17 protein-coding genes and 2 pseudogenes are annotated in these 20,961 nt (G+C 72.2%); 7 read left to right on the top strand and 12 right to left on the bottom strand.

The window, feature by feature from the left end:
* Positions 1–125 precede the first annotated feature (125 nt).
* A complete protein-coding gene (locus B9S58_RS05810; protein ID WP_103531055.1) occupies positions 126–773 on the bottom strand; it encodes a uridine kinase in 648 nt (215 codons plus the stop codon).
* A gap of 48 nt (positions 774–821) precedes the next feature.
* Entirely contained in the window at positions 822–1,514 is a 693-nt protein-coding gene (locus B9S58_RS05805; protein WP_181009197.1) for a helix-turn-helix domain-containing protein, read from the bottom strand.
* 85 nt (positions 1,515–1,599) lie between these two features.
* Between B9S58_RS05805 and B9S58_RS05800 the strand changes: the two genes are divergently transcribed.
* Positions 1,600–2,811, top strand: coding sequence for a pyridoxal phosphate-dependent aminotransferase (locus B9S58_RS05800; protein WP_103531053.1), 1,212 nt, complete (start codon positions 1,600–1,602; stop codon positions 2,809–2,811).
* Positions 2,808–3,416, top strand: coding sequence for a peptidase (locus tag B9S58_RS05795; protein ID WP_103531052.1), 609 nt, complete (start codon positions 2,808–2,810; stop codon positions 3,414–3,416). Before B9S58_RS05800 ends, B9S58_RS05795 begins: the two co-directional genes overlap by 4 nt.
* A 318-nt stretch (positions 3,417–3,734) precedes the next feature.
* Here the strand turns inward: B9S58_RS05795 and B9S58_RS37810 are convergent.
* The 5 genes and pseudogenes from B9S58_RS37810 to B9S58_RS05775 all read right to left on the bottom strand — a co-directional run bounded on the left by B9S58_RS37810 (position 3,735) and on the right by B9S58_RS05775 (position 10,123).
* Positions 3,735–3,820, bottom strand: a pseudogene (locus B9S58_RS37810).
* 34 nt (positions 3,821–3,854) lie between these two features.
* Positions 3,855–4,586, bottom strand: a complete 732-nt coding sequence (locus B9S58_RS05790; RefSeq protein WP_103531051.1) for a hypothetical protein — start codon at positions 4,584–4,586, stop codon at positions 3,855–3,857.
* Between the two features lie 43 nt (positions 4,587–4,629).
* Positions 4,630–5,982 carry an SWIM zinc finger family protein gene (locus B9S58_RS05785; protein ID WP_103531050.1) on the bottom strand — a complete coding sequence of 451 codons (1,353 nt, stop codon included), beginning with the start codon at positions 5,980–5,982 and terminating at the stop codon, positions 4,630–4,632.
* Positions 5,979–9,032: a DEAD/DEAH box helicase gene (locus B9S58_RS05780; RefSeq protein ID WP_103531059.1), complete on the bottom strand. Its 3,054-nt coding sequence runs from the start codon at positions 9,030–9,032 to the stop codon at positions 5,979–5,981. The genes B9S58_RS05785 and B9S58_RS05780 overlap by 4 nt, the downstream gene beginning before the upstream one ends.
* 170 nt (positions 9,033–9,202) lie before the next feature.
* Positions 9,203–10,123, bottom strand: coding sequence for a slipin family protein (locus B9S58_RS05775; protein WP_103531049.1), 921 nt, complete (start codon positions 10,121–10,123; stop codon positions 9,203–9,205).
* Positions 10,124–10,356: 233 nt separating this feature from the next.
* On the opposite strand from B9S58_RS05775, the gene B9S58_RS05770 reads away from it, so the two are divergent.
* Both B9S58_RS05770 and B9S58_RS05765 read left to right on the top strand, forming a co-directional pair.
* The gene (locus B9S58_RS05770; RefSeq protein ID WP_103531048.1) at positions 10,357–10,710 is read left to right on the top strand and encodes a hypothetical protein; all 354 of its coding nucleotides are present in this window, start codon (positions 10,357–10,359) and stop codon (positions 10,708–10,710) included.
* A gap of 68 nt (positions 10,711–10,778) precedes the next feature.
* Positions 10,779–11,141 (top strand): DUF6343 family protein, encoded by a 363-nt coding sequence (locus B9S58_RS05765; RefSeq protein WP_103531047.1) that lies wholly within the window; start codon positions 10,779–10,781, stop codon positions 11,139–11,141.
* 18 nt (positions 11,142–11,159) lie between these two features.
* Here the strand turns inward: B9S58_RS05765 and B9S58_RS05760 are convergent, their stop codons facing one another.
* From B9S58_RS05760 to B9S58_RS05750, 3 genes are all read right to left on the bottom strand, one after another.
* Entirely contained in the window at positions 11,160–11,528 is a 369-nt protein-coding gene (locus tag B9S58_RS05760) for a tetratricopeptide repeat protein (protein WP_103531046.1), read from the bottom strand.
* Positions 11,529–11,627: 99 nt separating this feature from the next.
* Positions 11,628–12,233: a dephospho-CoA kinase gene (coaE, locus tag B9S58_RS05755; protein ID WP_103531045.1), complete on the bottom strand. Its 606-nt coding sequence runs from the start codon at positions 12,231–12,233 to the stop codon at positions 11,628–11,630.
* A gap of 31 nt (positions 12,234–12,264) precedes the next feature.
* The gene (locus tag B9S58_RS05750) at positions 12,265–13,203 is read right to left on the bottom strand and encodes a PAC2 family protein (protein ID WP_103531044.1); all 939 of its coding nucleotides are present in this window, start codon (positions 13,201–13,203) and stop codon (positions 12,265–12,267) included.
* Between the two features lie 316 nt (positions 13,204–13,519).
* Here B9S58_RS05750 and B9S58_RS05745 point away from each other — a divergent pair.
* A pseudogene (locus B9S58_RS05745) lies at positions 13,520–14,478 on the top strand (right-handed parallel beta-helix repeat-containing protein).
* 105 nt (positions 14,479–14,583) lie between these two features.
* Here B9S58_RS05745 and rpsA read toward each other — a convergent pair.
* The gene (gene rpsA, locus B9S58_RS05740) at positions 14,584–16,107 is read right to left on the bottom strand and encodes a 30S ribosomal protein S1 (RefSeq protein WP_097963511.1); all 1,524 of its coding nucleotides are present in this window, start codon (positions 16,105–16,107) and stop codon (positions 14,584–14,586) included.
* Positions 16,108–16,517: 410 nt separating this feature from the next.
* Between rpsA and B9S58_RS05735 the strand changes: the two genes are divergently transcribed.
* Positions 16,518–17,339: a class I SAM-dependent methyltransferase gene (locus B9S58_RS05735; RefSeq protein WP_103531042.1), complete on the top strand. Its 822-nt coding sequence runs from the start codon at positions 16,518–16,520 to the stop codon at positions 17,337–17,339.
* 81 nt (positions 17,340–17,420) lie between these two features.
* Positions 17,421–19,940, top strand: coding sequence for an ATP-dependent helicase HrpB (gene hrpB, locus B9S58_RS05730; RefSeq protein WP_103531041.1), 2,520 nt, complete (start codon positions 17,421–17,423; stop codon positions 19,938–19,940).
* Here the strand turns inward: hrpB and B9S58_RS05725 are convergent.
* Positions 19,921–20,952, bottom strand: a complete 1,032-nt coding sequence (locus tag B9S58_RS05725) for a DUF3068 domain-containing protein (RefSeq protein ID WP_103531040.1) — start codon at positions 20,950–20,952, stop codon at positions 19,921–19,923. The two genes, hrpB and B9S58_RS05725, sit on opposite strands and share 20 nt — an antisense overlap.
* Positions 20,953–20,961 lie beyond the last annotated feature (9 nt).

The raw sequence follows: 20,961 nt of genomic DNA, 5'->3' as shown, positions 1-20,961 counted from the left end.
CGCCGGACCGGTAGCGGCGGTGTCGCGTGACAACCGGTGTCGCCCCCGTCCGACGACAGCCGGCGCCGCACCGCCCGCCCGGTGACGGCCGCCCGATCACGACGGGTGCGGCGTCCGCGCGCGGTTCACCCGCTCCCGGGCAGCCCCGACCAGGCGGGGTGCGACGGGTCGTCCGCCCGGACCACCACGTCCGCGCGCTCCGAGGGCGACACCTCGTCCTCGTACCGGGCGAAGGCGGGCAGGGTCCAGCGTTCGGACTCCTCCGTACGCCGCCGCAACGCCCCCGGGGACAACCGCAGATGGACGCTCAGCGCGAACGGGAACCAGTGCCCCAGCAGGAACGGGCCGTGCACGACGACGACCCCGCCCTCGGGCAGGGAGTGGTACGGGGTGCGGGTCGCCCGGTCGGTCACGGGGTCCCACAGATCGGGCAGCACCCGGCCGGATCCGCCCGCCTCCAGCGGGCCGAACACCTCGCGCCACAGCGCCCCGGTGTCGTACCAGCTGTCGACGTACGCGTCCGGGTCCCGCTTCCCGTACTCGAAGCGCAGGCTCGCCGGGCGCAGGAAGCCCTCGGTGGACACCACGAGCACCGCGCGACCGAGCAGCCGCAGCTCCTGGGCGATGCGCTCGGCGCTCCCGCCGGTGCGGGCGGCCGGGGCCCCGTCGATGCCGAGCGCGAGCCAGGGCCCGCTGTCGGCGGCGGACAGCCCGTCGCCGTACCGGGCCAGCTCGCCGGCCAGCCGTTCCCAGGTGATCGCTTCGAGACGCACGGCTCCATCATCGCCGGACGGACGGGAAGACGCTTGTGTGCGGAAGGTTCAGGCGCCCCGCAGTTCGGCGGCGAGCGGGCCCTCGCCGAACACCTCGACGCGGCCGTCCTTCACCGCCTCCGCGAGTCCCGCCCCGCCCCGCGCGAGCTCCAGGCACACCTCGGCGTCGAGGACGATCCTGGCGTCGGGGCGGTCGGCGGGGCCGTACCCGTACACCGGACCGTACGCCTCGGCGCCCGGAAGCACGGTCCCCGCTCCCCTGCCGACATGAAGGTGGAACTCGCCCTCGTCGAGCCGGACTTCGAGGACGCCTCCCTGAGTGAGTCCGGTGAGGGCGCCGAGCAGCGGCAGCGCGAACCAGTGAGCCCGCACCGCGTCGGTGGGGCGACGCTCGGCGAGGACGGGCGCTCCCCACGCGGCGAGGGCGGCGAGGACGGGCCGCAGGGCGCGGCCACGGACGGTCAGCTCGTAGACCGAAGCGGCCGACGGGGGTGGCAGTTTGCGGCGCAGGGCCAGTCCGGTCTGTTCCATGTCCTTGAGACGGGAGGCCAGCACATCCGTGCTGACGCCGGGCAGATCGGCGTGCAGGTCCGTGTACCGGCGGGGCCCGCCCAGCAGTTCACGGACGATCAGCAGCGTCCACCGGTCGCCGACGGAGTCGAGGGCGCGGGCGGTGGCGCAGAACTGGTCGTAGCTCCGGCGGCGGACGGGACGTACTGCTGGCTGCTGCTGACGTGGCATACGACGCAGTCTAAACATGTTGTTGGACTTTCCAAGCTGAAGCTTGGTAAAACCAAGTATCGCAATTCGGCTCGGGAGGCAGCGCATGGAGTTCCGGCAGTCCAGCAAGCTCAACGAGGTCTGCTACGAGATCCGGGGCCCGGTCATCGAGCACGCCAACGCCCTGGAGGAGGCGGGCCACAGCGTGCTCCGGCTCAACACGGGCAACCCCGCGCTCTTCGGCTTCGAGGCTCCCGAGGAGATCGTCCAGGACATGATCCGGATGCTGCCGCAGGCGCACGGCTACACCGATTCGCGCGGCATCCTGTCGGCCAGGCGGGCGGTGGTCCAGCGCTACCAGGCCATGGGGCTGACCGAGGTCGGCGTGGACGACGTGTTCCTCGGCAACGGGGTCTCCGAGCTGATCTCCATGGCCGTGCAGGCACTGCTGGAGGACGGCGACGAGGTGCTGATCCCGGCTCCGGACTTCCCGCTGTGGACAGCGGTGACCACACTCGCGGGCGGCAAGGCCGTGCACTACGTCTGCGACGAGGAGTCCGACTGGAATCCGGATCTCGCCGACATGGCCTCCAAGATCACCGACCGGACCAGGGCCGTCGTGATCATCAACCCGAACAACCCGACCGGCGCGGTCTATCCGCGCGAGATCCTCGAAGGCATTCTCGATCTGGCACGCCGGCACGGGCTGATGGTGTTCGCCGACGAGATCTACGACCAGATCCTGTACGACGGGGCCGAGCACCACAGCGCGGCGGTCCTCGCCCCGGACCTGGTCTGCCTCACCTTCAGCGGGCTGTCGAAGACGTACCGGGTGGCCGGCTTCCGTTCCGGCTGGATGGTGGTGTCCGGTCCGCGGCAGCACGCACGCAACTACCTGGAGGGCCTCACGATGCTGGCCTCCATGCGGCTGTGCCCCAACGCCCCGGCGCAGTACGCCATTCAGGCCGCGCTCGGCGGGCGGCAGTCCATCCGGGAGCTGGTCGCGCCGGGCGGCAGACTGCACGAGCAGCGCGACCGGGCCTGGGAACGGCTCAACGAGATCCCCGGCGTCTCGTGCGTGAAGCCGAAGGGCGCGTTGTACGCCTTCCCGCGCATCGATCCGAAGGTGCACCCGATCGTCGACGACGAGAAGTTCGTGCTGGACCTGCTGCTGCGGGAGAAGATCCAGGTGGTGCAGGGCACGGGCTTCAGCTGGCCGCGCCCGGACCACTTCCGCATCCTGACCCTCCCGTACGCCGACGACCTCGACGCGGCGATCAGCCGCATCGGCCGTTTCCTGAACGGATACCGCCAATGATCTGTGCCCTCTGCCCTGTCCCCGTCCACACCCAGTTCGCCACGCCCGAGCTGGTGGGGGCGATCGTGGAGGGCGGGCTCGACCCGGCCGAGGACCCGGGCTGGGCGGACTCGGGGGCGGACTCGCTCGCCGAGTACGCGCGCTGGGCAGGTCATCTGTGCGGTATGACCTGCCTGCGCATGGCGCTCGGAGCCGACGCCCCTTCGTTGTTCGCACTGCGCGACGGGGCCCTGAAGTACGGGGCGTACACGGAGGATGTGGACGGCACGATCCGGGGCCTGGTCTACGCCCCCTTCGCGGAGTACGTCAGCGAGGTGCACGGGCGGGAGGCCACGGTGCACCGGCACTTGGACGTGGCCGGCATTACCGGGCTGTTGGACGCGGGCCGTACCGTGCTGGCCTCCGTCCACTACGGGATCCGGCATCCCGAGCGGCCCGCTCCGGGGCGCGGCGGTCATCTGGTACTGGTGACCGCGCGGACGGCCGACAGGGCGGGCGTCCACTTCCACAACCCGTCGGGGACGGATGCCGGGACACGGGCTGCCGTTCTGCCGCTGACGGAGTTCGAGCGGTTCTTCGCGGGACGGGGCGTCTCGCTCGCGTGACGCGGGCAGTCAAAGGAACTCCGCGGACAGGAGCTCCGGAAACGGGAGCGGGCCCGGAGGCGTAGCCGGCCTCCGGGCCCTGAGAGTGCCGCCCAGTTGGCACGCCGGCACGTTTAAGGGACCGGGTCAGTCATGATGTCGTCGCGTCCTGCCTTTGGACCACCGCAGATCGGAGCTCTGCGGGCCGGACTTGAACCGGCATTTCGACGCGCGCGGGCCCGGGCCCGTTCGATCCGGCGATCGGCGGCGAATGCTGAGTCTGGAGCAAGAGTCTGAGATTGAGCGGCTGCCTCTGCCTGCTTGGGCTACTCCGGCCCGTGCCGGAGGGAGGAGTCGAACCTCCACTGGTACCGCGCCTTCACGACAAGCTTCAGTTTCAGCTTGCGCTCCTCGCGCACCCCGGCCGCCGGAGACGGTGGCCGGGGAATCCGTGGTCGGTCACCCGAAGAGGTAACCGAATACCGCATCACCCACCCGCTGGTCGGTGACGTCCACGCCGTTGGCCTCCTCGCGGGCGAACTTCACGGCCTGCTGGAGCTTCTCGATCCGGCCCAGCAGTTCGTTGACGCGCCGCGCGGGCAGCGCCCCGGAGAACTTCACGGTCGTCCAGTAGCCGATCGGGATGTCCTCGTAGTACACCTCGACCTGCGCCGGGTGCTTGTCGGTGGCCTCCGCCTTGACGTGGTTGCGCGGCACCTTCTTCGTACGGAGCGTACGGACCGGCTCGGTCTTCCAGGAGTCGGTCGACGGGTCCTGCACCCACGCCTCGGCGGCATCCAGCACGGGCAGCTTGCGGACGAAGGTGTTGAGGTCGGTCAGCTGCTTCTCCAGGAAGAGCAGATACGACACCGGCACCTCGCTCACCAGCACCCGGCCGTCGACCTTCACATCGGCCCTGGCCGAGCAGTTCGCCCAGTCCTTCGTGGCGGTCACATCGAAGAGCCGGGTCAGCGTGGCCGCGGTGTCCCGCAGCACGTCCTCGGCCTTGACCTGGACCAGCGTCGACTCGGGCGGAAGCTGCTCGCCCTCCTCGTCCTTGGGCTGGTAGGTCCGGGCGATCCCGGCCAGCAGTCCGGTCTTCTGGAGGCCGTGATGCGCTGCCGTCAGGTCCTGGTGTGCCTTGGACTTGACGCCCTTCTCCACTGCGATGATCTGATTGAGTTTCGCCACGTCGAGGAAGCTAGCAGGGACGGCTCTCCTGTGGCCAAGGGTTTTACCGCACGTACAGGGGGTCGGCGCCGGAAACGTCCGGGACGGAGTCACCGGCCAGCAGCGCTTCGAGCGCGGACACCGGGTCGGGGTCCGGGGCCGCGCGCGGCCACCAGTCGTCGGCACCGGGGTCGGATTCGTAGCCGTACCAGCGGTGGTCGCGGCCGAAGCGGAGCTGGAGCGAACCAGCCGGGTGGGTGAGGTGGTTGCGCCAAGGAGTGAAGCGCGGGAAACCGGCGGCGGCGAGCGCGGGCCTGGCCCGGTCGAAGGGGCCGGCCGGCGGGTCCCAGGGCGTCTCCAGGACCGCGAGGCCCTCGGCATCGCCCTGGCGCCAGGCGGCGACGGCGCGGGCGAGGTCGGTGGTGGTGCGGCCGGTGGCGTACGCCAGCTCGCGGTAGAGCGCGCGGGTGGTGGCGGTGAGTCCGGCGGTCGGCCGCGCGGCGGCGAGGCGGACGGCATCCTGCCACGCGGTGAGCCCGGCCAGCGGATCGCGGCCCGTGGTCAGCAGGGCGTGGGCGCGGGCGGTGGCGTCGGTGGCGAGGTGGTCCAGGCCCAGCGGATCGCGGGCGCCGGGCAGATCCGGGTACGACGGTGGCTGGCCGGGGTGCGGCGGGACGGGGAGGGGTGCCGGGAGCGGGGGCAGGAAGCGTCCGGCGAAGGCTTCCTGGGCCCCGACCGACGGGACGGCGGGGGCGGCGGGGCGCTCGCGGGCGGAGTGTTCGGCGTTGCGCCGGCCCAGCTCGTCCAGCAGCTCGCGCTCGCCCCTGCCCCGCATCAGCAGCAGGACGAACGGGTCGCTGTCGAGCAGCAGTGCCGTCTGGAAGCAGAGAGCGGCAACGTGTTTGCAGGGCCGCCCGTGGTCGGGGCAGGTGCAGCCGGGGTCGAGGTCGTCGGCGGCGGGCAGCAGCCGGACACCGGCCTCCTCGGCGGTGTGGGCCAGGGAGTGCGGCATCTCCTTGGCCAGCAGCGCGGACAGGTGGCCGGGGTGGGCGGCGACCGCGTCGAGCAGGGTCTCCCAGCCGGGGTCGGTGAAGGTACGCAGCCGCAGTTCGGCGCGGTAGGGGCGGGCCCGGCTGCCGTGCACATAGGCGACGACGCGTCCCGGGGTGACGGTGATCGCGGCGACCTGGCCGTCGTCGGCGTAGTGGCGGCCGCGGGCGAGCCGGGCCTCGTCCATCGACAGCGAATCCAGCGCGTCCACCCAGGCCCGGCCCCACCAACTGGCCGCGAAGGGCTCGCCCTCGGCGGAGGTGCGGGCGGGCACCGCCTCGAAGGTGCGCCGCAGATCGTCCGGGCCGGGCCGGGCACGGGGGGCCGGTCTCCGGGCGGCCGGGCCGGTGGTCGGGCGCGGGCTCATACGGGCCTCCGCAGCGATACGAGGTCGGCGAGGTCACGGTCGCTGAGCTCGGTCAGGGCGCTCTCCCCGGTGCCGAGCACCGCGTCCGCCAGGGCCCGCTTGGACTCCAGCAGCTCACCGATCCGGTCCTCCACCGTGCCCTCGGCGATGATCCGGTGGACCTGTACGGGCTGGGTCTGGCCGATCCGGTACGCCCGGTCGGTGGCCTGCTCCTCCACGGCCGGGTTCCACCAGCGGTCGAAGTGGACGACATGGGCGGCGCGGGTCAGGTTCAGCCCGGTGCCGGCCGCCTTGAGGGAGAGCAGGAAGACCGGGACCTCGGCGGACTGGAAACGGTCCACCATCCGTTCCCGCTCGGGCACCGGCGTACCGCCGTGCAGGAGTTGGGAGGGGATCGCACGGGAGGCGAGGTGTGCGGAAAGGAGCTTCGCCATCGCCACGTACTGGGTGAAGATCAGGACGGAGCCGTCCTCGGACAGGATCGTGTCGAGCAGTTCGTCGAGGAGGGCGAGCTTGCCGGAGCGGCCCGTGAGCCTGGTGGGCTCCTCCTTCAGATACTGGGCGGGGTGGTTGCAGATCTGCTTGAGCGAGGTCAGCAGCTTCATGACCAGTCCCCGGCGGGCGATGCCCTCCGCCGCCTCGATCTGCGCCATCGTCTCGCGGACGGCCGCCTCGTAGAGCGTGGCCTGCTCACGGGTGAGGGAGACGGGGTGGTCGGTCTCCGTCTTGGGCGGCAGCTCGGGGGCGATGCCGGGGTCGGATTTCTTGCGCCGCAGGAGGAAGGGCCGGACCAGCCGGGACAGCCGCTCCACCGCTTCCTCGTTGCCCGGGCCCGCGGCGGTGCCGGTGTTCTCCACGATCCGGGCGTGCCGGGCCCGGAACGCCTTGAGCGGGCCGAGCAGTCCTGGTGTGGTCCAGTCGAGCAGCGCCCAGAGTTCGGAGAGGTTGTTCTCGACGGGGGTGCCGGTGAGGGCGACCCGGGCCGGGGCGGGGATGGTGCGCAGGGCCCTGGCCGTGGAGGAGTGCGGATTCTTGACGTGCTGCGCCTCGTCGGCGACGACCAGGCCCCAGCTCTGCTCGGCGAGCTGGGGAGCACTGGAGCGCATGGTCCCGTAGGTGGTGAGGACGAAGCCGCCGTCCGGGTCGCCGAGGGTCCGGTCGGTGCCGTGGAAGCGGCGCACGGGGACGCCGGGCGCGAAGCGGTTGATCTCGCGGTGCCAGTTGCCGAGGAGGGAGGCGGGGCAGACCACCAGGGTGGGCGAGGGGTGCGCCCGGTGCAGATGGAGGGCGATGAGGGTGATCGTCTTGCCGAGGCCCATGTCGTCGGCGAGGCAGCCGCCGAGCCCGAGCGAGGTCATCCGGTCCAGCCAGGCCAGGCCGCGCAGTTGGTAGTCGCGCAGGGTCGCGTCGAGGCCTGGCGGCGGCGCGACCGTCATGTCCTGGCTGAGGATCCGCGTACGCAGGGCGGCCAGCGCCCCGGCGGGCACGGCGTCCACCCGCTCGCCGTCCACCTCCGCGCTGCCGGTGAGGGCGACGGCCAGCGCGTCCACCGGATCCAGGAGCCCCAGCTCCCGCTTGCGCGCCTTGCGTACGAGGGCGGGATCGACGACCACCCACTGGTCGCGCAGTCGCACCACCGGGCGGTGGGCCTCGGCCAGGGTGTCCATCTCGGCCTCGGTCAGCCGCTCCTCCCCCAGGGACAGCTGCCAGTTGAAGGCGAAGAGGTGCTCGGCGTCGAAGAAGGACGTGCCGTCGGTGGCCGATCCGGGCGCGGGCCGCACGACGGCGGCCGCGGAGAGTGAACGGGCCAGCTCACGCGGCCAGTGCACGCCGACCCCGGCGGCGGACAGCCGGGATCGGGCGTCGCTCAGCAGCTCGTACAGCTCGTCCTCGGTGATCGCGAGCACGTCGGGGACGGGCTGCCCCAGAAGTCGTTCGAGGGGCGCCCAGACACGGGCGGCGCGGCGCAGGGCCAGCACCGCGTCGACCCGTGAGCGCGGCCCGAACGGCTCGCCGGCCGCACCGTTCCACAGGGCGGCCGCGTCCACCATGCGGGTCGGGTCGGCGAGGCTGTGGACCTGCACGACGGCCGCGGCGGCATGGCGGACCGCCGGATCGTCCGGGTGCTCCGGCCGGGCGGATCCGTCGGCGGCCTCCGCCTCCTCGCGGGCAGCCGTGACCGCGTAGGTGTCAGCGGTGTCGAACAGCTCGTACGCGGAGAGGTCCAGGCGCAGCGAGACCCGCACGCCCGCGTCCAGCCCCGAGGCCACCTCGACGGCCCAGGCGGCGGCATGGGGCAGATGCTGGGCCTCACGGGCGGCGAACGGCGCACCCATCGCGAACGCGGCGGCGGGCGTGCGCGGCAGCGTGTCGGCGACGGCGTCCAGGAACGACCCGATCAGGGCCTCGGGGTCGGGGAGCCGGGGCGGCTCGGAAGCGGGGACGGGCACCGCGTGCCCCTCGGGCGGCAGGGCGGCGACGACCGCCCGCAGGTGCGCGACGTCCTCGGCGTCCCGCGGGCCGGCCCGCCAGGCGTCGTGGCCGTCCGCCGTGAGTCCGGGGAGGAGCCTGCCGCGTGCGACGAGCTGAAGGGCGTGCAGCGCGGCCGCGCCCCAGCAGCGGGTGGCGGGGTGGGCGGTCGCGTGATGGCGGGCCCGGACGAGCACGGGCAGCGCGTCGGCCACGGAAAGCAGTGCCGCGGGCGTCGCTGCGGTGCGGACGCGCCCCGGGCCCGCCGCCGGGTCCGGCCGGACGACCGTGAGCCGGGCGCCGGTGTACCGGACGACCGTGAGCCGGGCGCCGGTGTGCGGGACGGAATCGGGGTGCCCGGTGGCGTCCGCGTACGCGAAGGACGTCCCGCCCCGACCCTGCGCACCGTCGTCGTGCCCCGGATCGCCGTCGGCGTGCGGGTCCCAGAAAGCGATGTGGCCGTCCCTGGGCACCGCGCCGGGCAGGAAGACCGCCGCGCAGCGCAGCAGGCGGCCGATGTCGGCGGTCCGGGTCGTGCCCTCGCTGTCCCGCGCCTCGCCCTCACGGGTCCGTGCCGTCATGTCCGCCACCCCCTCCCACCTGATCCACGGTCTCCGCCGGCACGGAATGTGCTGACACCGCGAGTCTAGGCGGGAGGTCTGACACTGCGGACTCCTGCCGCATCACCCCAGCTCAGCATCGCGGGGACCGGGCGGACACGCGTCCGGCTCCACGAGTGGACCCGCCACGCTCAGTGATGGGCGAACGGCTTCTTCGAGGAGGACGGTTCCGCCGGGGCGGGTGCGGCGGCAGGTCCTGTCGGGACGAACGGGACGACAGGCACGGCCGGGGCGGGGGGTGCGGCAGGCTCGTGACGCTCCGCCTCCTCCTCCTCCTCCGCCGCCGGCTGCTGCTGCTGCGCGCGCTCCAGGAAGCGGAGCAGCTCCACCGGGAAGGGCAGCACCAGGGTGGAGTTCTTCTCCGCCGCCACGGCGACCACGGTCTGCAACAGCCTCAGCTGGAGCGCCGCGGGCTGGGCGGACATCTCGCCTGCCGCCTGTGCCAGCTTCTTCGAGGCCTGGAGCTCCGCGTCGGCGTTGATCACCCTGGCGCGGCGCTCCCGGTCGGCCTCGGCCTGTCGGGCCATGGACCGCTTCATGGTCTCCGGCAGCGAGACGTCCTTGATCTCCACCCGGTCGATCTGCACACCCCAGCTGACGGCCGGGCTGTCGATCATGACCTCCAGCCCCTGGTTCAGCTTCTCGCGGTTGGACAGCAGGTCGTCCAGGTCGCTCTTGCCGATGATCGACCGGAGCGAGGTCTGGGCCATCTGGGAGACGGCGAACCGGTAGTCCTCCACCGCGATGACGGCGCTCGTCGGGTCGACCACCTTGAAGTAGATGACGGCGTCCACGCGGACGGTGACGTTGTCCCGGGTGATGCCGTCCTGCGCGGGCACCGGCATGGTGACGATCTGCAGGTTGACCTTGCGCAGCCGGTCGATCCCCGGCACGACCATCGTGAAGCCCGGCCGCCGCACCTCCTCCCGCAGCCTGCCGAGCCGCAGCACGACGCCCCGCTCGTACTGGCGGATCACCCGCGCCGCCGAGGCCACGTACAGGGCTGCGGCGCACAGCACCGCCACCAACGCGATCACTAGCTCCTGAGCCATCACGGCCCCCTGAGAGGGAATGGGAGCGGACAGATACGCAACCCGATAACACTGTTTGCCATTCTATGCCCTATTTGGGCGCGGTGAACCTTCATCGAACCGCGGCTCGCCCGGTCGGCCGCGCACCGGATGCCGGGACGGCCCCGCGCGGGCAGGGTGGCCAGCGCCAGCACGTCTTCCCGACGTACCGATTCGCCGGACGAGCACCGGACGAGCAGACGAGGACCCCGCCCATGTCCGTGACCGCCACCGTTCACCGCCGACGCCGCCCCGGGCTCGCCGCCGGAGTCACGCTCCTCGCTCTCGCCGTCTCGGGCTGCTCCGGGCTCGGCCGCACCGCGGTGGGCCCGGTGACGTACACGACGGAGCGCGAAGCGGTGCTGCAGGTGAACAGCCCGTCGGTACGCGGCTGCCACCGGATCGCCCCGGCGGGAGCCCACGAGGTGGAGAACGGGACGCTGGTCGACGTCATCCTGTACCGCACACGCGACTGCACGGGCGGTCGGACGACGTACGTACCGACCCGGTTCAGCGACGTGACCGCGCCGGGCAGCGGGCCGTGGCGCAGCTACAGCTTCGTGCACTGAGGTCAGAGCGCGTAGCGGCTCCCCGCCGCCCGGCCCGCTCCCTGTTCCGTCCGCCGCCGGGCGGGTCCATGCTGGTGAGTGAGGTGATCGCCATGCGTACCGGCAGTGAGCCCACGACCGCCCGCAGTCCGCTGCGGATGCGGCTCTGGCTGAGCCTGTGGGGGATCTTCTGGACCCTCTTCGGCCTGGTGGCGTTCGCCCTGACCGGACGGCCGGGCTGGGCGGCGGCCTGCGCGGTGGTGCTGCTGCTCGCGGTGCTGGACCTCGGCGTGATCACGTACCGCATGCGCCAGGGCGTGCACTACCAGCCGGGCCGAGACGTCCCGCCGTACGAGCCGGACCACGGCGGCGGCCGTCCGCGACGGCCGGGGCCCGGCGCGGACGACGGCCGGAAGAACGGAGGGCGGGCGGGCCCTGACCCTGAGGTCTGACCACGCCGGCCCGGTCCGTCAGTCCCGCTCGTCGAACTTCGCGGCCCGGCGGTACTCCGGCTTCGGGTCGAGCGCCGCCGCCAGGCGGAAGTGCCGGTTCGCCCGCTCCGGCCGGCCGGCCCGCTCGAAGGTGCGGGCCAGGGCGAAATGGGCGAACGCGTTGTCCGGCTCGCGCTCCAGCACCAGCTCGAACTCCAGCTCAGCGGGGCGCAGTTGGGCGGCGGCGAAGAAGGCGCGGGCGCGGAGCAGCCGGGCGGCGGTGTTCTCCGGATGGGCGGCGATCACCGAGTCGAGGAGCTTGACGGCACCCCGGGGGTCCCGGGCGTCCAGCAGATGCTCGGCCGCACGGTAGTCGATGACGTGGGTCTCCGGATTCCTCTCGGGCACGGTCGCGTCCTTCCCTTCCCTCGCGCGTTCCAACGTCCGCCCCGGCACCGGTATTCCGGCCGGGGCGTTCGCGTGCGCGGACTCGCGGACCCAGCGGGCTCAGCGGGCAGCGGCGACCCTGCGGACCAACTCGTCCCAGACCGTGCGGACCTGCGGTCGCAGCGCCTCCAGCGGTCCGTCGTTGTCCACGATCAGGTCGGCGATGGCCCGGCGCTGTTCGCGGGTCGCCTGGGCGGCCATCCTGGCACGGGCGTCGGACTCGGTCATCCCTCGCAGCGTCACCAGCCGGCGGAGCTGGGTCTCGGCGGAGGCGTCGACGACCACGACCAGGTCGTAGAAGGCGGCGAGCCCGTTCTCGGCCAGGAGGGGGACGTCGTGGACGACGACGGCGCCCTCGGGGGCCGCCCGTTCCCGTTCGGCCGCGCGGGCGCCGACCAGGGGGTGGATGATCGCGTTGAGCGCGGCCCGCCGCTCGGCGTCGGCGAAGACGAGCGCGCCGAGCGCCGGACGGTCCAGGGTGCCTTCGGCGGTCAGGACGTCCGGCCCGAACTCCTCGACGACGGCCGCGAGTCCGGGCGTACCGGGCTCGACGACCTCGCGGGCGATCCGGTCGGAGTCGATCAGGACGGCGCCGTACTCGACGAGCAGCCGCGACACTTCGCTCTTGCCGGCGCCGATGCCGCCGGTCAGGCCCACTTTCAGCATGGGCCGCAGCCTACGGGCCGGGCGGGGGCGCTCAGCCCTCGCCCTCCCGCTCGGCGAGGAAGCGCTCGAACTCGCGGCCGATCTCGTCGGCGGACGGCAGGTCGACCGGCTCGGCGACGAGGCTGCCGCGCGTCTCGGAACCGGCGACGGCGTCATACTGGTGCTCCAGGCCCTCGACGAGGGAGACGAGCTCCTCGTCGCCCTGGCCGATCTGCCGGTCGATCTCGGTCTGGGTGCGGTGTGCCTCGGTGCGCAGGGAGTGCGCGAGGGCGGGCAGTACCAGACCGGTCGCCGCGGTGATCGCCTCCAGCGCGGTCAGCGCCGCGTCCGGATAGGAGGACCGGGCGACGTAGTGCGGGACATGGGTGGCGACCCCGAGGACGTCGTGTCCGGACTCCATCAGCCGGTATTCGACGAGTGCCTCGGCCGAACCGGGCACCTGGGCCTCGTCGAAGGGGCTGCGGTGGCCCGGCATCAGGTCGGTGCGGTTGCCGTGCGGAGTGATGCCGACGGGGCGGGTGTGCGGGACGCCCATCGGGATGCCGTGGAAGTTCACCGCGAGCCGGACGCCGAGGCGCTCGACGATCTGCTCGACGGCGGCGGCGAACCGCTCCCACTCCACGTCCGGCTCCGGACCCGACAACAGCAGGAAGGGCGCTCCGGTGGCGTCCTGGACCACCCGGACCTCCAGGGTCGGGGCCTCGAAGGACGTCCAGCGGTCGCGCCGGAAGGTGAGCAGGGGGCGCCGTGCGCGGTAGTCGACGAGCCGGTCGTGGTCGAAGCGCGCGACGATCTGGTGGGGCAGCGTTTCGAGCAGGCCGTCGACGATCTGCTCGCCGGTCTCGCCCGCGTCGATGTAGCCGTCGAAGTGGTAGAGCATGACCAGGCCGGCCGACTCCTGCGCCAGCGCCATGTCGACGACGGCCAGGCCCTTCGGCTCCCATTCGTACAAACTCTGCGGATCAGGCACGGTTACCGCTCCTCCTCGTGTTCCTAGGGAAGAACACGACCCGCGGCACCGGCATTCCCCGCACCCGGACTTTTCCCCGGCGAGGGCGGGTAGCGGCCCGTCAGCCGCTCGTGCCGCGCGCGCGTTTCACCATGTCCGGCGTCGCCCGCCGATCCTGGTCCAGACCTTGACGCGCCCCGGTGCCGTCCCTGCCGTCACTGGGCAACACGTTCAGACACACGTATAGCGTTCAAATACAGGAACACGCTGAACGCTACGTCCGGACTCCGCTGTCCGGACCTCCGCGTCTGGACCCCTACGACGGGAAGGCACCCCCATGCGCACCCGCTCCCCCTCACCGTCCTGCTCACCGCCACTCTGACCGCCGGCGGTCTCACCCTCGCCGGCGCCGGACCCGCGAACGCCGCGGTCATCGATGTCAGCACCGCGGCCCAGCTCAAGTCGGCCCTCACCACCGTCTCCCCCGGTGACACGATCCGCCTCGCCGACGGCACGTACACCGGGAACTTCAAGGCCACCCGGCCCGGCACCGCCGGTGCACGGATCACGCTCACCGGCTCCAGCAGGGCGGTCCTGAGTGCGGGCGGCGGCTACGGGCTGCACCTGAACGGCGCGTCGTACTGGACGGTCCGCGGGGTCACGGTCAAGGGCGGCCAGAAGGGCATCATGGCCGACGCGGCGAACAGTGTCGTCATCGACTCGGTGACCGTGCACGACCTGGACATGGAAGGCGTCCACTTCCGCAAGTCCAGCAGGAACGGCGTGCTGAAGAACTCCCGGATCCACGACACCGGGCAGAACGGACGAGGCATGGGCGAGGGTGTGTACGTCGGTTCGGCGGGCGGCCTCTCCGACCGCAGCGACAACGCGCTGATCCTGAACAACACCATCGGCCCCGGGGTCGGCGGCGAGAGCATCGACATCAAGGAAGGCACGACCGGCGCGAGGATCATCGGCAACACCTTCGACGGAAACGGGCTGACGGGCGCGAACTACGACGACTCCTGGGTCGACGTGAAGGGCAACAACGTCCTGGTGGAAGGCAACAAGGGCGCGCGCACCACCAACAACGGCTACGAGACCCACACCCAGCAGAGCGGCTGGGGCTGCGGCACCGTCTTCCGTAACAACTCCTCGAACCTCTCCGGGGCCACCGGTGGCAAGCGGCTCGCCATCAACGTCACCAACTACAGCTCCGGTTGCCGCACCACCGTGTACGCGAGCAACACGGTCACCGGCGGCAGGGGGCTGACCAACATCGCTGTCACCCCGTAGCCTCCCGGCCCCGTAAAACGCGAGTGAGGCCCGCCCCCCGAAGGGGAAGGGCCTCACCTACCGCTCTACAGCTACCGCAGCCGATGGGCCACCGGGGTCAGAGCGTCAGCTCTGGCCGCCCGCGAGCTTCTCGCGCAGCGCCGCCAGGGCCTCGTCCGACGCCAGGGCGCCGGAGTTGTCCGCCGACTCCGAGGAGTACGAACCGCCGCCACCGCCGCCACCGCTGCCGCCGGAGGCGGCCGGAGCAGCGCCGGCCGGGGCAGCAGCGCCCTCGGCCGCAGCGGCCTCGTCGGCCTCGCGGGACTTGATGACCTGGGCCTGGTGCTGCTCGAAGCGCGTCTGCGCCTCGGCGTACTGGGTCTCCCAGACCTCGCGCTGCGCCTCGAAGCCCTCGAGCCAGTCGTTGGTCTCGGGGTCGAAGCCCTCGGGGTAGATGTAGTTGCCCTGGTCGTCGTACGACGCGGCCATGCCGTACAGCGTCGGGTCGAACTCGACCGAGGCCGGGTCGCCGCCGAAGGACTCGTTGGCCTGCTTCAGCGAGAGGCTGATGCGACGACGCTCGAGGTCGATGTCGATGACCTTGACGAAGATCTCGTCGTTGACCTGGACGACCTGCTCCGGGATCTCCACGTGGCGCTCGGCCAGCTCGGAGATGTGGACCAGACCCTCGATGCCCTCGTCGACGCGCACGAACGCACCGAAGGGAACGAGCTTGGTGACCTTACCCGGGACGACCTGACCGATCTGGTGCGTCCGGGCGAACTGCTGCCACGGGTCTTCCTGCGTCGCCTTGAGCGACAGGGAGACGCGCTCGCGGTCCATGTCGACGTCGAGAACCTCGACGGTGACTTCCTGGCCGACCTCGACAACCTCGGAGGGGTGGTCGATGTGCTTCCAGGACAGCTCGGAGACGTGCACGAGACCGTCGACGCCACCCAGGTCCACGAAGGCACCGAAGTTGACGATCGAGGAGACGACGCCGGAGCGGACCTGACCCTTCTGCAGGGTGGTGAGGAACGTCTGGCGGACCTCGGACTGGGTCTGCTCGAGCCAGGCGCGGCGGGACAGGACCACGTTGTTGCGGTTCTTGTCCAGCTCGATGATCTTCGCCTCGAGCTCCTTGCCCACGTAGGGCTGGAGGTCGCGGACGCGACGCATCTCGACGAGCGACGCCGGGAGGAAGCCACGGAGGCCGATGTCGAGGATGAGACCACCCTTGACGACCTCGATGACGGTACCGGTGACGATGCCGTCCTCTTCCTTGATCTTCTCGATGGTGCCCCAAGCACGCTCGTACTGAGCGCGCTTCTTCGAGAGAATCAGGCGGCCTTCCTTGTCCTCCTTCTGGAGAACCAGGGCCTCGATCTCGTCGCCGACCTTGACGACCTCGTTCGGGTCGACGTCGTGCTTGATCGAGAGCTCGCGGCTCGGGATGACACCTTCGGTCTTGTAACCGATGTCGAGGAGAACTTCGTCCCGGTCAACCTTGACGATGACGCCGTCAACGATGTCGCCGTCGTTGAAGTACTTGATCGTCTCGTCGATCGCCGCGAGGAACGCGTCCGCGTCGCCGATGTCGTTGACCGCAACCTGCGGAGTGGTGGCGGTGGTCTCGGTGCTGCTCGTCATGTGGGAAAGGGCTCCGGTACGGACAGAGAGTCGTAGGTACTGCTACGCCGAAAGCCCGTATCGCCTCTGCAGAAGCCGGACAGCCTGGAAAGCGCGCAATCCGTTTCCGGAGAGACGCCTCGACAACCGAGGGGACATGCAACAGACGCGAGCGCGGCCTGCTAGGTCTGAGGCGCGCAGGCTCGCAGCGCAACTTGTAGCATACGGGGGCAGCCGGACAGGGTCAATGCGCGAAGGCGCACACCCGGGGCACATCGCCCCGATCCCGGCACAACTCGTGTTCTCCGAGGCCGTATCGGCCCGGGAACATTACGGCACGGCACCGCGGACACGCGTCCGTACCTCCGGGGGTGCGCCCCCTGGTACGTACCGCGCGCGACGGGTGAAGGCAAACTACAACGACGGGCACGATGAGCCAAGAGATCCACGGGGCCCACTCCGCAGAACCCGAGGCCACCCGCCGCGCGGCGGACGAGGCGGAGAGCAGCCGGGCCAGCCGCGGCTGGTGGGACCGGAACGCCGACGAGTACCAGTCGGACCACGGCGGTTTCCTGGGGGACGACCGCTTCGTCTGGGGTCCGGAAGGGCTGGACGAGGCGGAGGCCGCCCTGCTGGGGCCCGCCTCCTCCCTCAAGGACCTCGACGTCCTGGAGATCGGGGCCGGGGCCGCCCAGTGCTCGCGCTGGCTGGCCGGCCAGGGCGCCTGCCCGGTGGCGCTCGACCTCTCCCATCGCCAGCTCCAGCACGCCCTGCGGATCGGCGAGGACGTCCCGCTGGTCGAGTCGGACGCGGGCCGGCTCCCGTTCCGGGACGGGTCCTTCGACCTGGCCTGCTCCGCGTACGGGGCGGTCCCGTTCGTCGCCGACCCCGTCCAGGTCTTCCGCGAGGTCCGCCGGGTACTGCGGCCCGGCGGGCGCTGGGTCTTCTCCGTGACCCACCCGATCCGCTGGGCGTTCCCGGACGAGCCCGGGCCCGAGGGACTGTCCGTCGCCGCCTCCTACTTCGACCGTGTCCCCTATGTGGAACAGGACGAGAACGGCGACGCCGTCTATGTGGAACACCACCGCACGCTGGGAGACCGGGTCCGGGACGTGGTGGCGGGAGGCTTCCGGCTGGTCGACCTGGTCGAACCGGAATGGCCCGCCTGGAACAACCAGGAGTGGGGCGGCTGGTCCCCGCTGCGCGGCAACCTGATCCCGGGCACGGCGATCTTCGTCTGCGAGCGCGACTGAGCCGCGGCCGCCGGGCCTGGCGCGGCTGACGGACCGGGACGCGCGGGACCCTTGAGGACACTCCCGTACGACACTGGGGGCGTGATCCGTACCGAAGCCCTGGAAAGCCTGCCCGTCCGCACCGCCGTGCCCGCCCTGCGGCGCGCGCTCGACGACCGGGGCGTGGCCGTCCTGTGCGCCCCTCCCGGCACCGGCAAGACGACGCTCGTCCCGCTGGTGCTGGCCGGACTGACCGGCCGGGGCCCGGTGCGCCGGGTCGTGGTCGCCGAGCCGCGCCGGATCGCCGCGCGGGCGGCGGCGCGGCGGATGGCGTGGCTGCTGGGCGAGCAGCCGGGCGGCCGGATCGGCTTCACGGTGCGCGGCGAGCGCGTGGTGGGGCCGGAGACGGTGGTGGAGGTCGTGACCACCGGGGTGCTGCTCCAGCGGCTCCAGCGGGACCAGGAGCTGGCCGGGGTCGACACGGTGATCATCGACGAGTGCCACGAGCGGCATCTGGACGCCGACACGGTCGCCGCGTTCCTCCTGGACGTACGGGAGGCGATCCGGCCCGATCTGCGGCTGGTGGCGGCGTCCGCGACGACGGACGCGGAGGGCTGGGCGCGGCTGCTGGGCGATGCCCCGGTGATCGAGGCCGAGGGCGTCTCATACCCGGTGGAGGTGGTCTGGGCGCCGCCCGCGCGGCCGGTCAGGCCGCCGCACGGGATGCGGGTCGACCCGGCGCTGCTGACGCATGTGGCGGCGACCGTGCGGCGTGCCCTCGCGGAGCGCGCGGGGGACGTGCTCTGCTTCCTGCCGGGTGTCGGGGAGATCTCGCGGGTGGCCGGGCAGCTCGCCGGGGTGGACGCCGAGGTGCTCCAGGTGCACGGACGCGCTCCGGCCGCCGTGCAGGACGCGGTGCTGGCCGGTTCCTCCGAGGGACGGCGGGTGGTCCTGGCGACCTCGGTGGCGGAGTCGTCCCTGACCGTGCCGGGCGTGCGGGTCGTCGTCGACTCCGGTCTCGCGCGGGAACCCCGTACCGACCATGCCCGGGGCCTGAGCGCCCTGAGCACCGTACGGGCGTCCCGGGCGGCCGGGCGGCAGCGTGCCGGGCGGGCGGGGCGGGAGGCTCCGGGGGCGGTGTACCGGTGCTGGGACCAGGCCGAGGACGGGCGGCTCGCGCGCTTCCCCTCGCCCGAGATCAAGGTCGCCGATCTCGCGGCGTTCGCGCTCCAGGCGGCGTGCTGGGGCGATCCGGGCGCCTCCTCGCTCGCGCTGCTGGACCCGCCGCCCGCCGGGGCGATGGGCGCGGCCCGGGAGGTGCTGGACGCGATCGGCGCGGTGGACGGCGACGGCCGGGTCACCGAACGCGGCGTGCGGATGTCCCGGCTCGGCCTGCATCCCCGGCTGGCTCGGGCCCTGCTGGACGGCGCGCGGGAGGTCGGGGCGCGGCGGGCCGCGGAGGTGGTGGCCCTGCTGAGCGAGGAGCCGCCGAGGGAGTACGGGGACGATCTCGCGGCGGCGCTGCGGACCGCCCGCCGGGGCCAGGACGGGTACGCGGCGCGCTGGAAGCAGGAGGTGCGCCGGCTGTCGTCGTCGTTGGGGAGCGGTGCCGGTTCCGGCGACAGGAGGGGCGGTGGTTCCGACGACGCGGCCGTCGGAACCGTCGCCGCGCTGGCGTTTCCGGAACGGGTGGCGCGGACCCGGGGCGACGGGGCCTTCCTGATGGCGTCGGGTACGGGCGCGGAGCCAGGGGCCGGATCACGGCTGCGCGGCGCGCCCTGGCTGGCCGTGGCGGTCGCGGACCGGCCCTCCCACGCGGCTTCGGCGCGGGTGCGGCTGGCGGCGGTGATCGACGAGCCCACCGCGCTGCTGGCCGCCGGGCATCTGCGGGTGCGGGGCGAGGAGGTCCGCTGGGTGGACGGTGAGGTGGTGGCCAGGGCCGTGGACCGGCTGGGGGCGGTGGAGCTGGCGGTACGGCCGCTGAAGCAGCCCGATCCCGGGCTGGTGCGCGGGGCTCTGGTGGAGGGCCTGCGGCGGGAGGGCCTGGGGCTGCTGCGGTGGACCCGGGACAGCGAGCAGCTGCGGCTGCGGCTGGCGTTCCTGCACCGGGTGCTGGGGTCGCCGTGGCCGGACGTCTCGGACGGGGCGCTGCTCGCGGAGACCGGGGCGTGGCTGGAGCCGGAGCTGTCACGGGCGCGGCGCCGTTATGACCTGGGCCGGATCGACGCGGGCCAGGCGTTGCGGCGGCTGCTGCCCTGGGCGACCGGGGAGGGCGCCCGGCTGGACGAGCTGGCGCCGGAGCGGATCGAGGTGCCGAGCGGTTCACGGGTCCGGGTGGAGTACGGCGGGGAGCAGCCCGTGCTGGCGGTGAAGCTCCAGGAGCTGTTCGGACTGGGCGAGACGCCCCGGGTGGCCGGGGTGCCGGTCCTGGTCCACCTCCTCTCCCCCGCCGGGCGGCCCGCGGCCGTCACGGCGGACCTGGCGTCGTTCTGGCAGGAGGGTTACCGGGCGGTGCGGGCGGAGCTGCGCGGCCGCTACCCGAAGCATCCGTGGCCGGAGGACCCCGCGACCGTACAGGCGACGCGGTTCACCTCGGCGCGGCTCAAACGGCAGGGCTCATAGGGCCGGTCGTCAAACTGCCGTCGTCGCCCGGCGGACGACGGCTCGAACGACCGGCCCCAGGACTTTCCGGCTGCCGCGACCGCGCCTCCAACCACAGGGCGAGGGCGAACAGTGCGATGCCGAGGCCGAGGAAGCCCCAGGGCAGGTACGAGGTGAGGAGGAGGACCAGGACGCGCTGGGACTTGACCAGGTCGACGGTGTCCACGATGTAGTCCTCGCGCATCTTCACGTGGCCGGAGAACGCGGTGGCGGTGTCCTCGGACATGCCCATCTTCTTGGCGTCGCGCAGCTCCTCCTGGTGGATCTCCTCGCCGTTGACGGGGGCTCCGGCGACCGGGTCGACCCAGAACATGCGCTTCGTGGTGTACCAGCGGGTCATGCCGGTCTGCGCGATCTGCTCGGCGGTGACGCCCTCGATGGGCATCTTCTTGGGCATCGGGACCTTGGTCCACGGGATGGTCTGCTCGAAGTAGTAGACCTCCAGGCCGCGGAAGGTGCGGGTGCCCTTGTAGTGGATGGGTGCGGTGGTGCGGCTCTGGGCGTCGAAGTACTCGTAGTCCCGCTTCTCGGTGAGGAAGGGCCACTTGAACTCGATGCCCTCGCGCCGGACCGGGTCGCCGTCGACCATCTCGCCGGTGGCGTTGACGGGTGCCTGGGTGTGGGCGTCGAAGATGTAGCGCTCGGGGATCTCGGAGACCATCGTGCCGTCGGGGCCCTGGACGTAGGAGAGCGCGTCCCAGACGACGACGTCGCGTCCGGCGCTGCGTTCGATCCTCTCGGACTCCTCCACGTTGCCCTTGAGCGTCTGGACGATGGTGACCTTCTCGACCTTCTTCGCCTTGAGGGTGGTGTAGTCGAGGAGGGTCGCGGGGGACGCCTCCAGGACGACCTCCTGGTACTGGCTCGGCGGGACCTTGGCCAGGCGCGGGAAGGCGTACCAGCGCAGCAGCGGTGACAGGGCGGCGAAGAACACGGCGAAGGCCAGGAGTACGAGACCGGCTCGGCGGCGCATGGTGGTGAC

This window comes from Streptomyces sp. SM11 (genome assembly GCF_002910905.1).
In the GTDB taxonomy this organism is placed as follows: domain Bacteria; phylum Actinomycetota; class Actinomycetes; order Streptomycetales; family Streptomycetaceae; genus Streptomyces.
The sequence above is the reverse complement of the archived record's forward strand: the minus strand, read 5'-3'. Positions and strand labels throughout refer to the sequence as shown.

Bases quoted from the DNA above. Each gene is read 5' to 3' on its own strand.
- B9S58_RS05805 (WP_181009197.1), bottom strand. From the start codon at position 1,514: ATGCCACGTCAGCAGCAGCCAGCAGTACGTCCCGTCCGCCGCCGGAGC.
- B9S58_RS05800 (WP_103531053.1), top strand. From the start codon at position 1,600: ATGGAGTTCCGGCAGTCCAGCAAGCTCAACGAGGTCTGCTACGAGATC.
- B9S58_RS05795 (WP_103531052.1), top strand. From the start codon at position 2,808: ATGATCTGTGCCCTCTGCCCTGTCCCCGTCCACACCCAGTTCGCCACG.
- B9S58_RS05785 (WP_103531050.1), bottom strand. From the start codon at position 5,982: ATGAGCCCGCGCCCGACCACCGGCCCGGCCGCCCGGAGACCGGCCCCC.
- B9S58_RS05780 (WP_103531059.1), bottom strand. From the start codon at position 9,032: ATGACGGCACGGACCCGTGAGGGCGAGGCGCGGGACAGCGAGGGCACG.
- B9S58_RS05775 (WP_103531049.1), bottom strand. From the start codon at position 10,123: ATGGCTCAGGAGCTAGTGATCGCGTTGGTGGCGGTGCTGTGCGCCGCA.
- B9S58_RS05770 (WP_103531048.1), top strand. From the start codon at position 10,357: ATGTCCGTGACCGCCACCGTTCACCGCCGACGCCGCCCCGGGCTCGCC.
- B9S58_RS05765 (WP_103531047.1), top strand. From the start codon at position 10,779: ATGCTGGTGAGTGAGGTGATCGCCATGCGTACCGGCAGTGAGCCCACG.
- coaE (WP_103531045.1), bottom strand. From the start codon at position 12,233: ATGCTGAAAGTGGGCCTGACCGGCGGCATCGGCGCCGGCAAGAGCGAA.
- rpsA (WP_097963511.1), bottom strand. From the start codon at position 16,107: ATGACGAGCAGCACCGAGACCACCGCCACCACTCCGCAGGTTGCGGTC.
- B9S58_RS05735 (WP_103531042.1), top strand. From the start codon at position 16,518: ATGAGCCAAGAGATCCACGGGGCCCACTCCGCAGAACCCGAGGCCACC.
- B9S58_RS05725 (WP_103531040.1), bottom strand. From the start codon at position 20,952: ATGCGCCGCCGAGCCGGTCTCGTACTCCTGGCCTTCGCCGTGTTCTTC.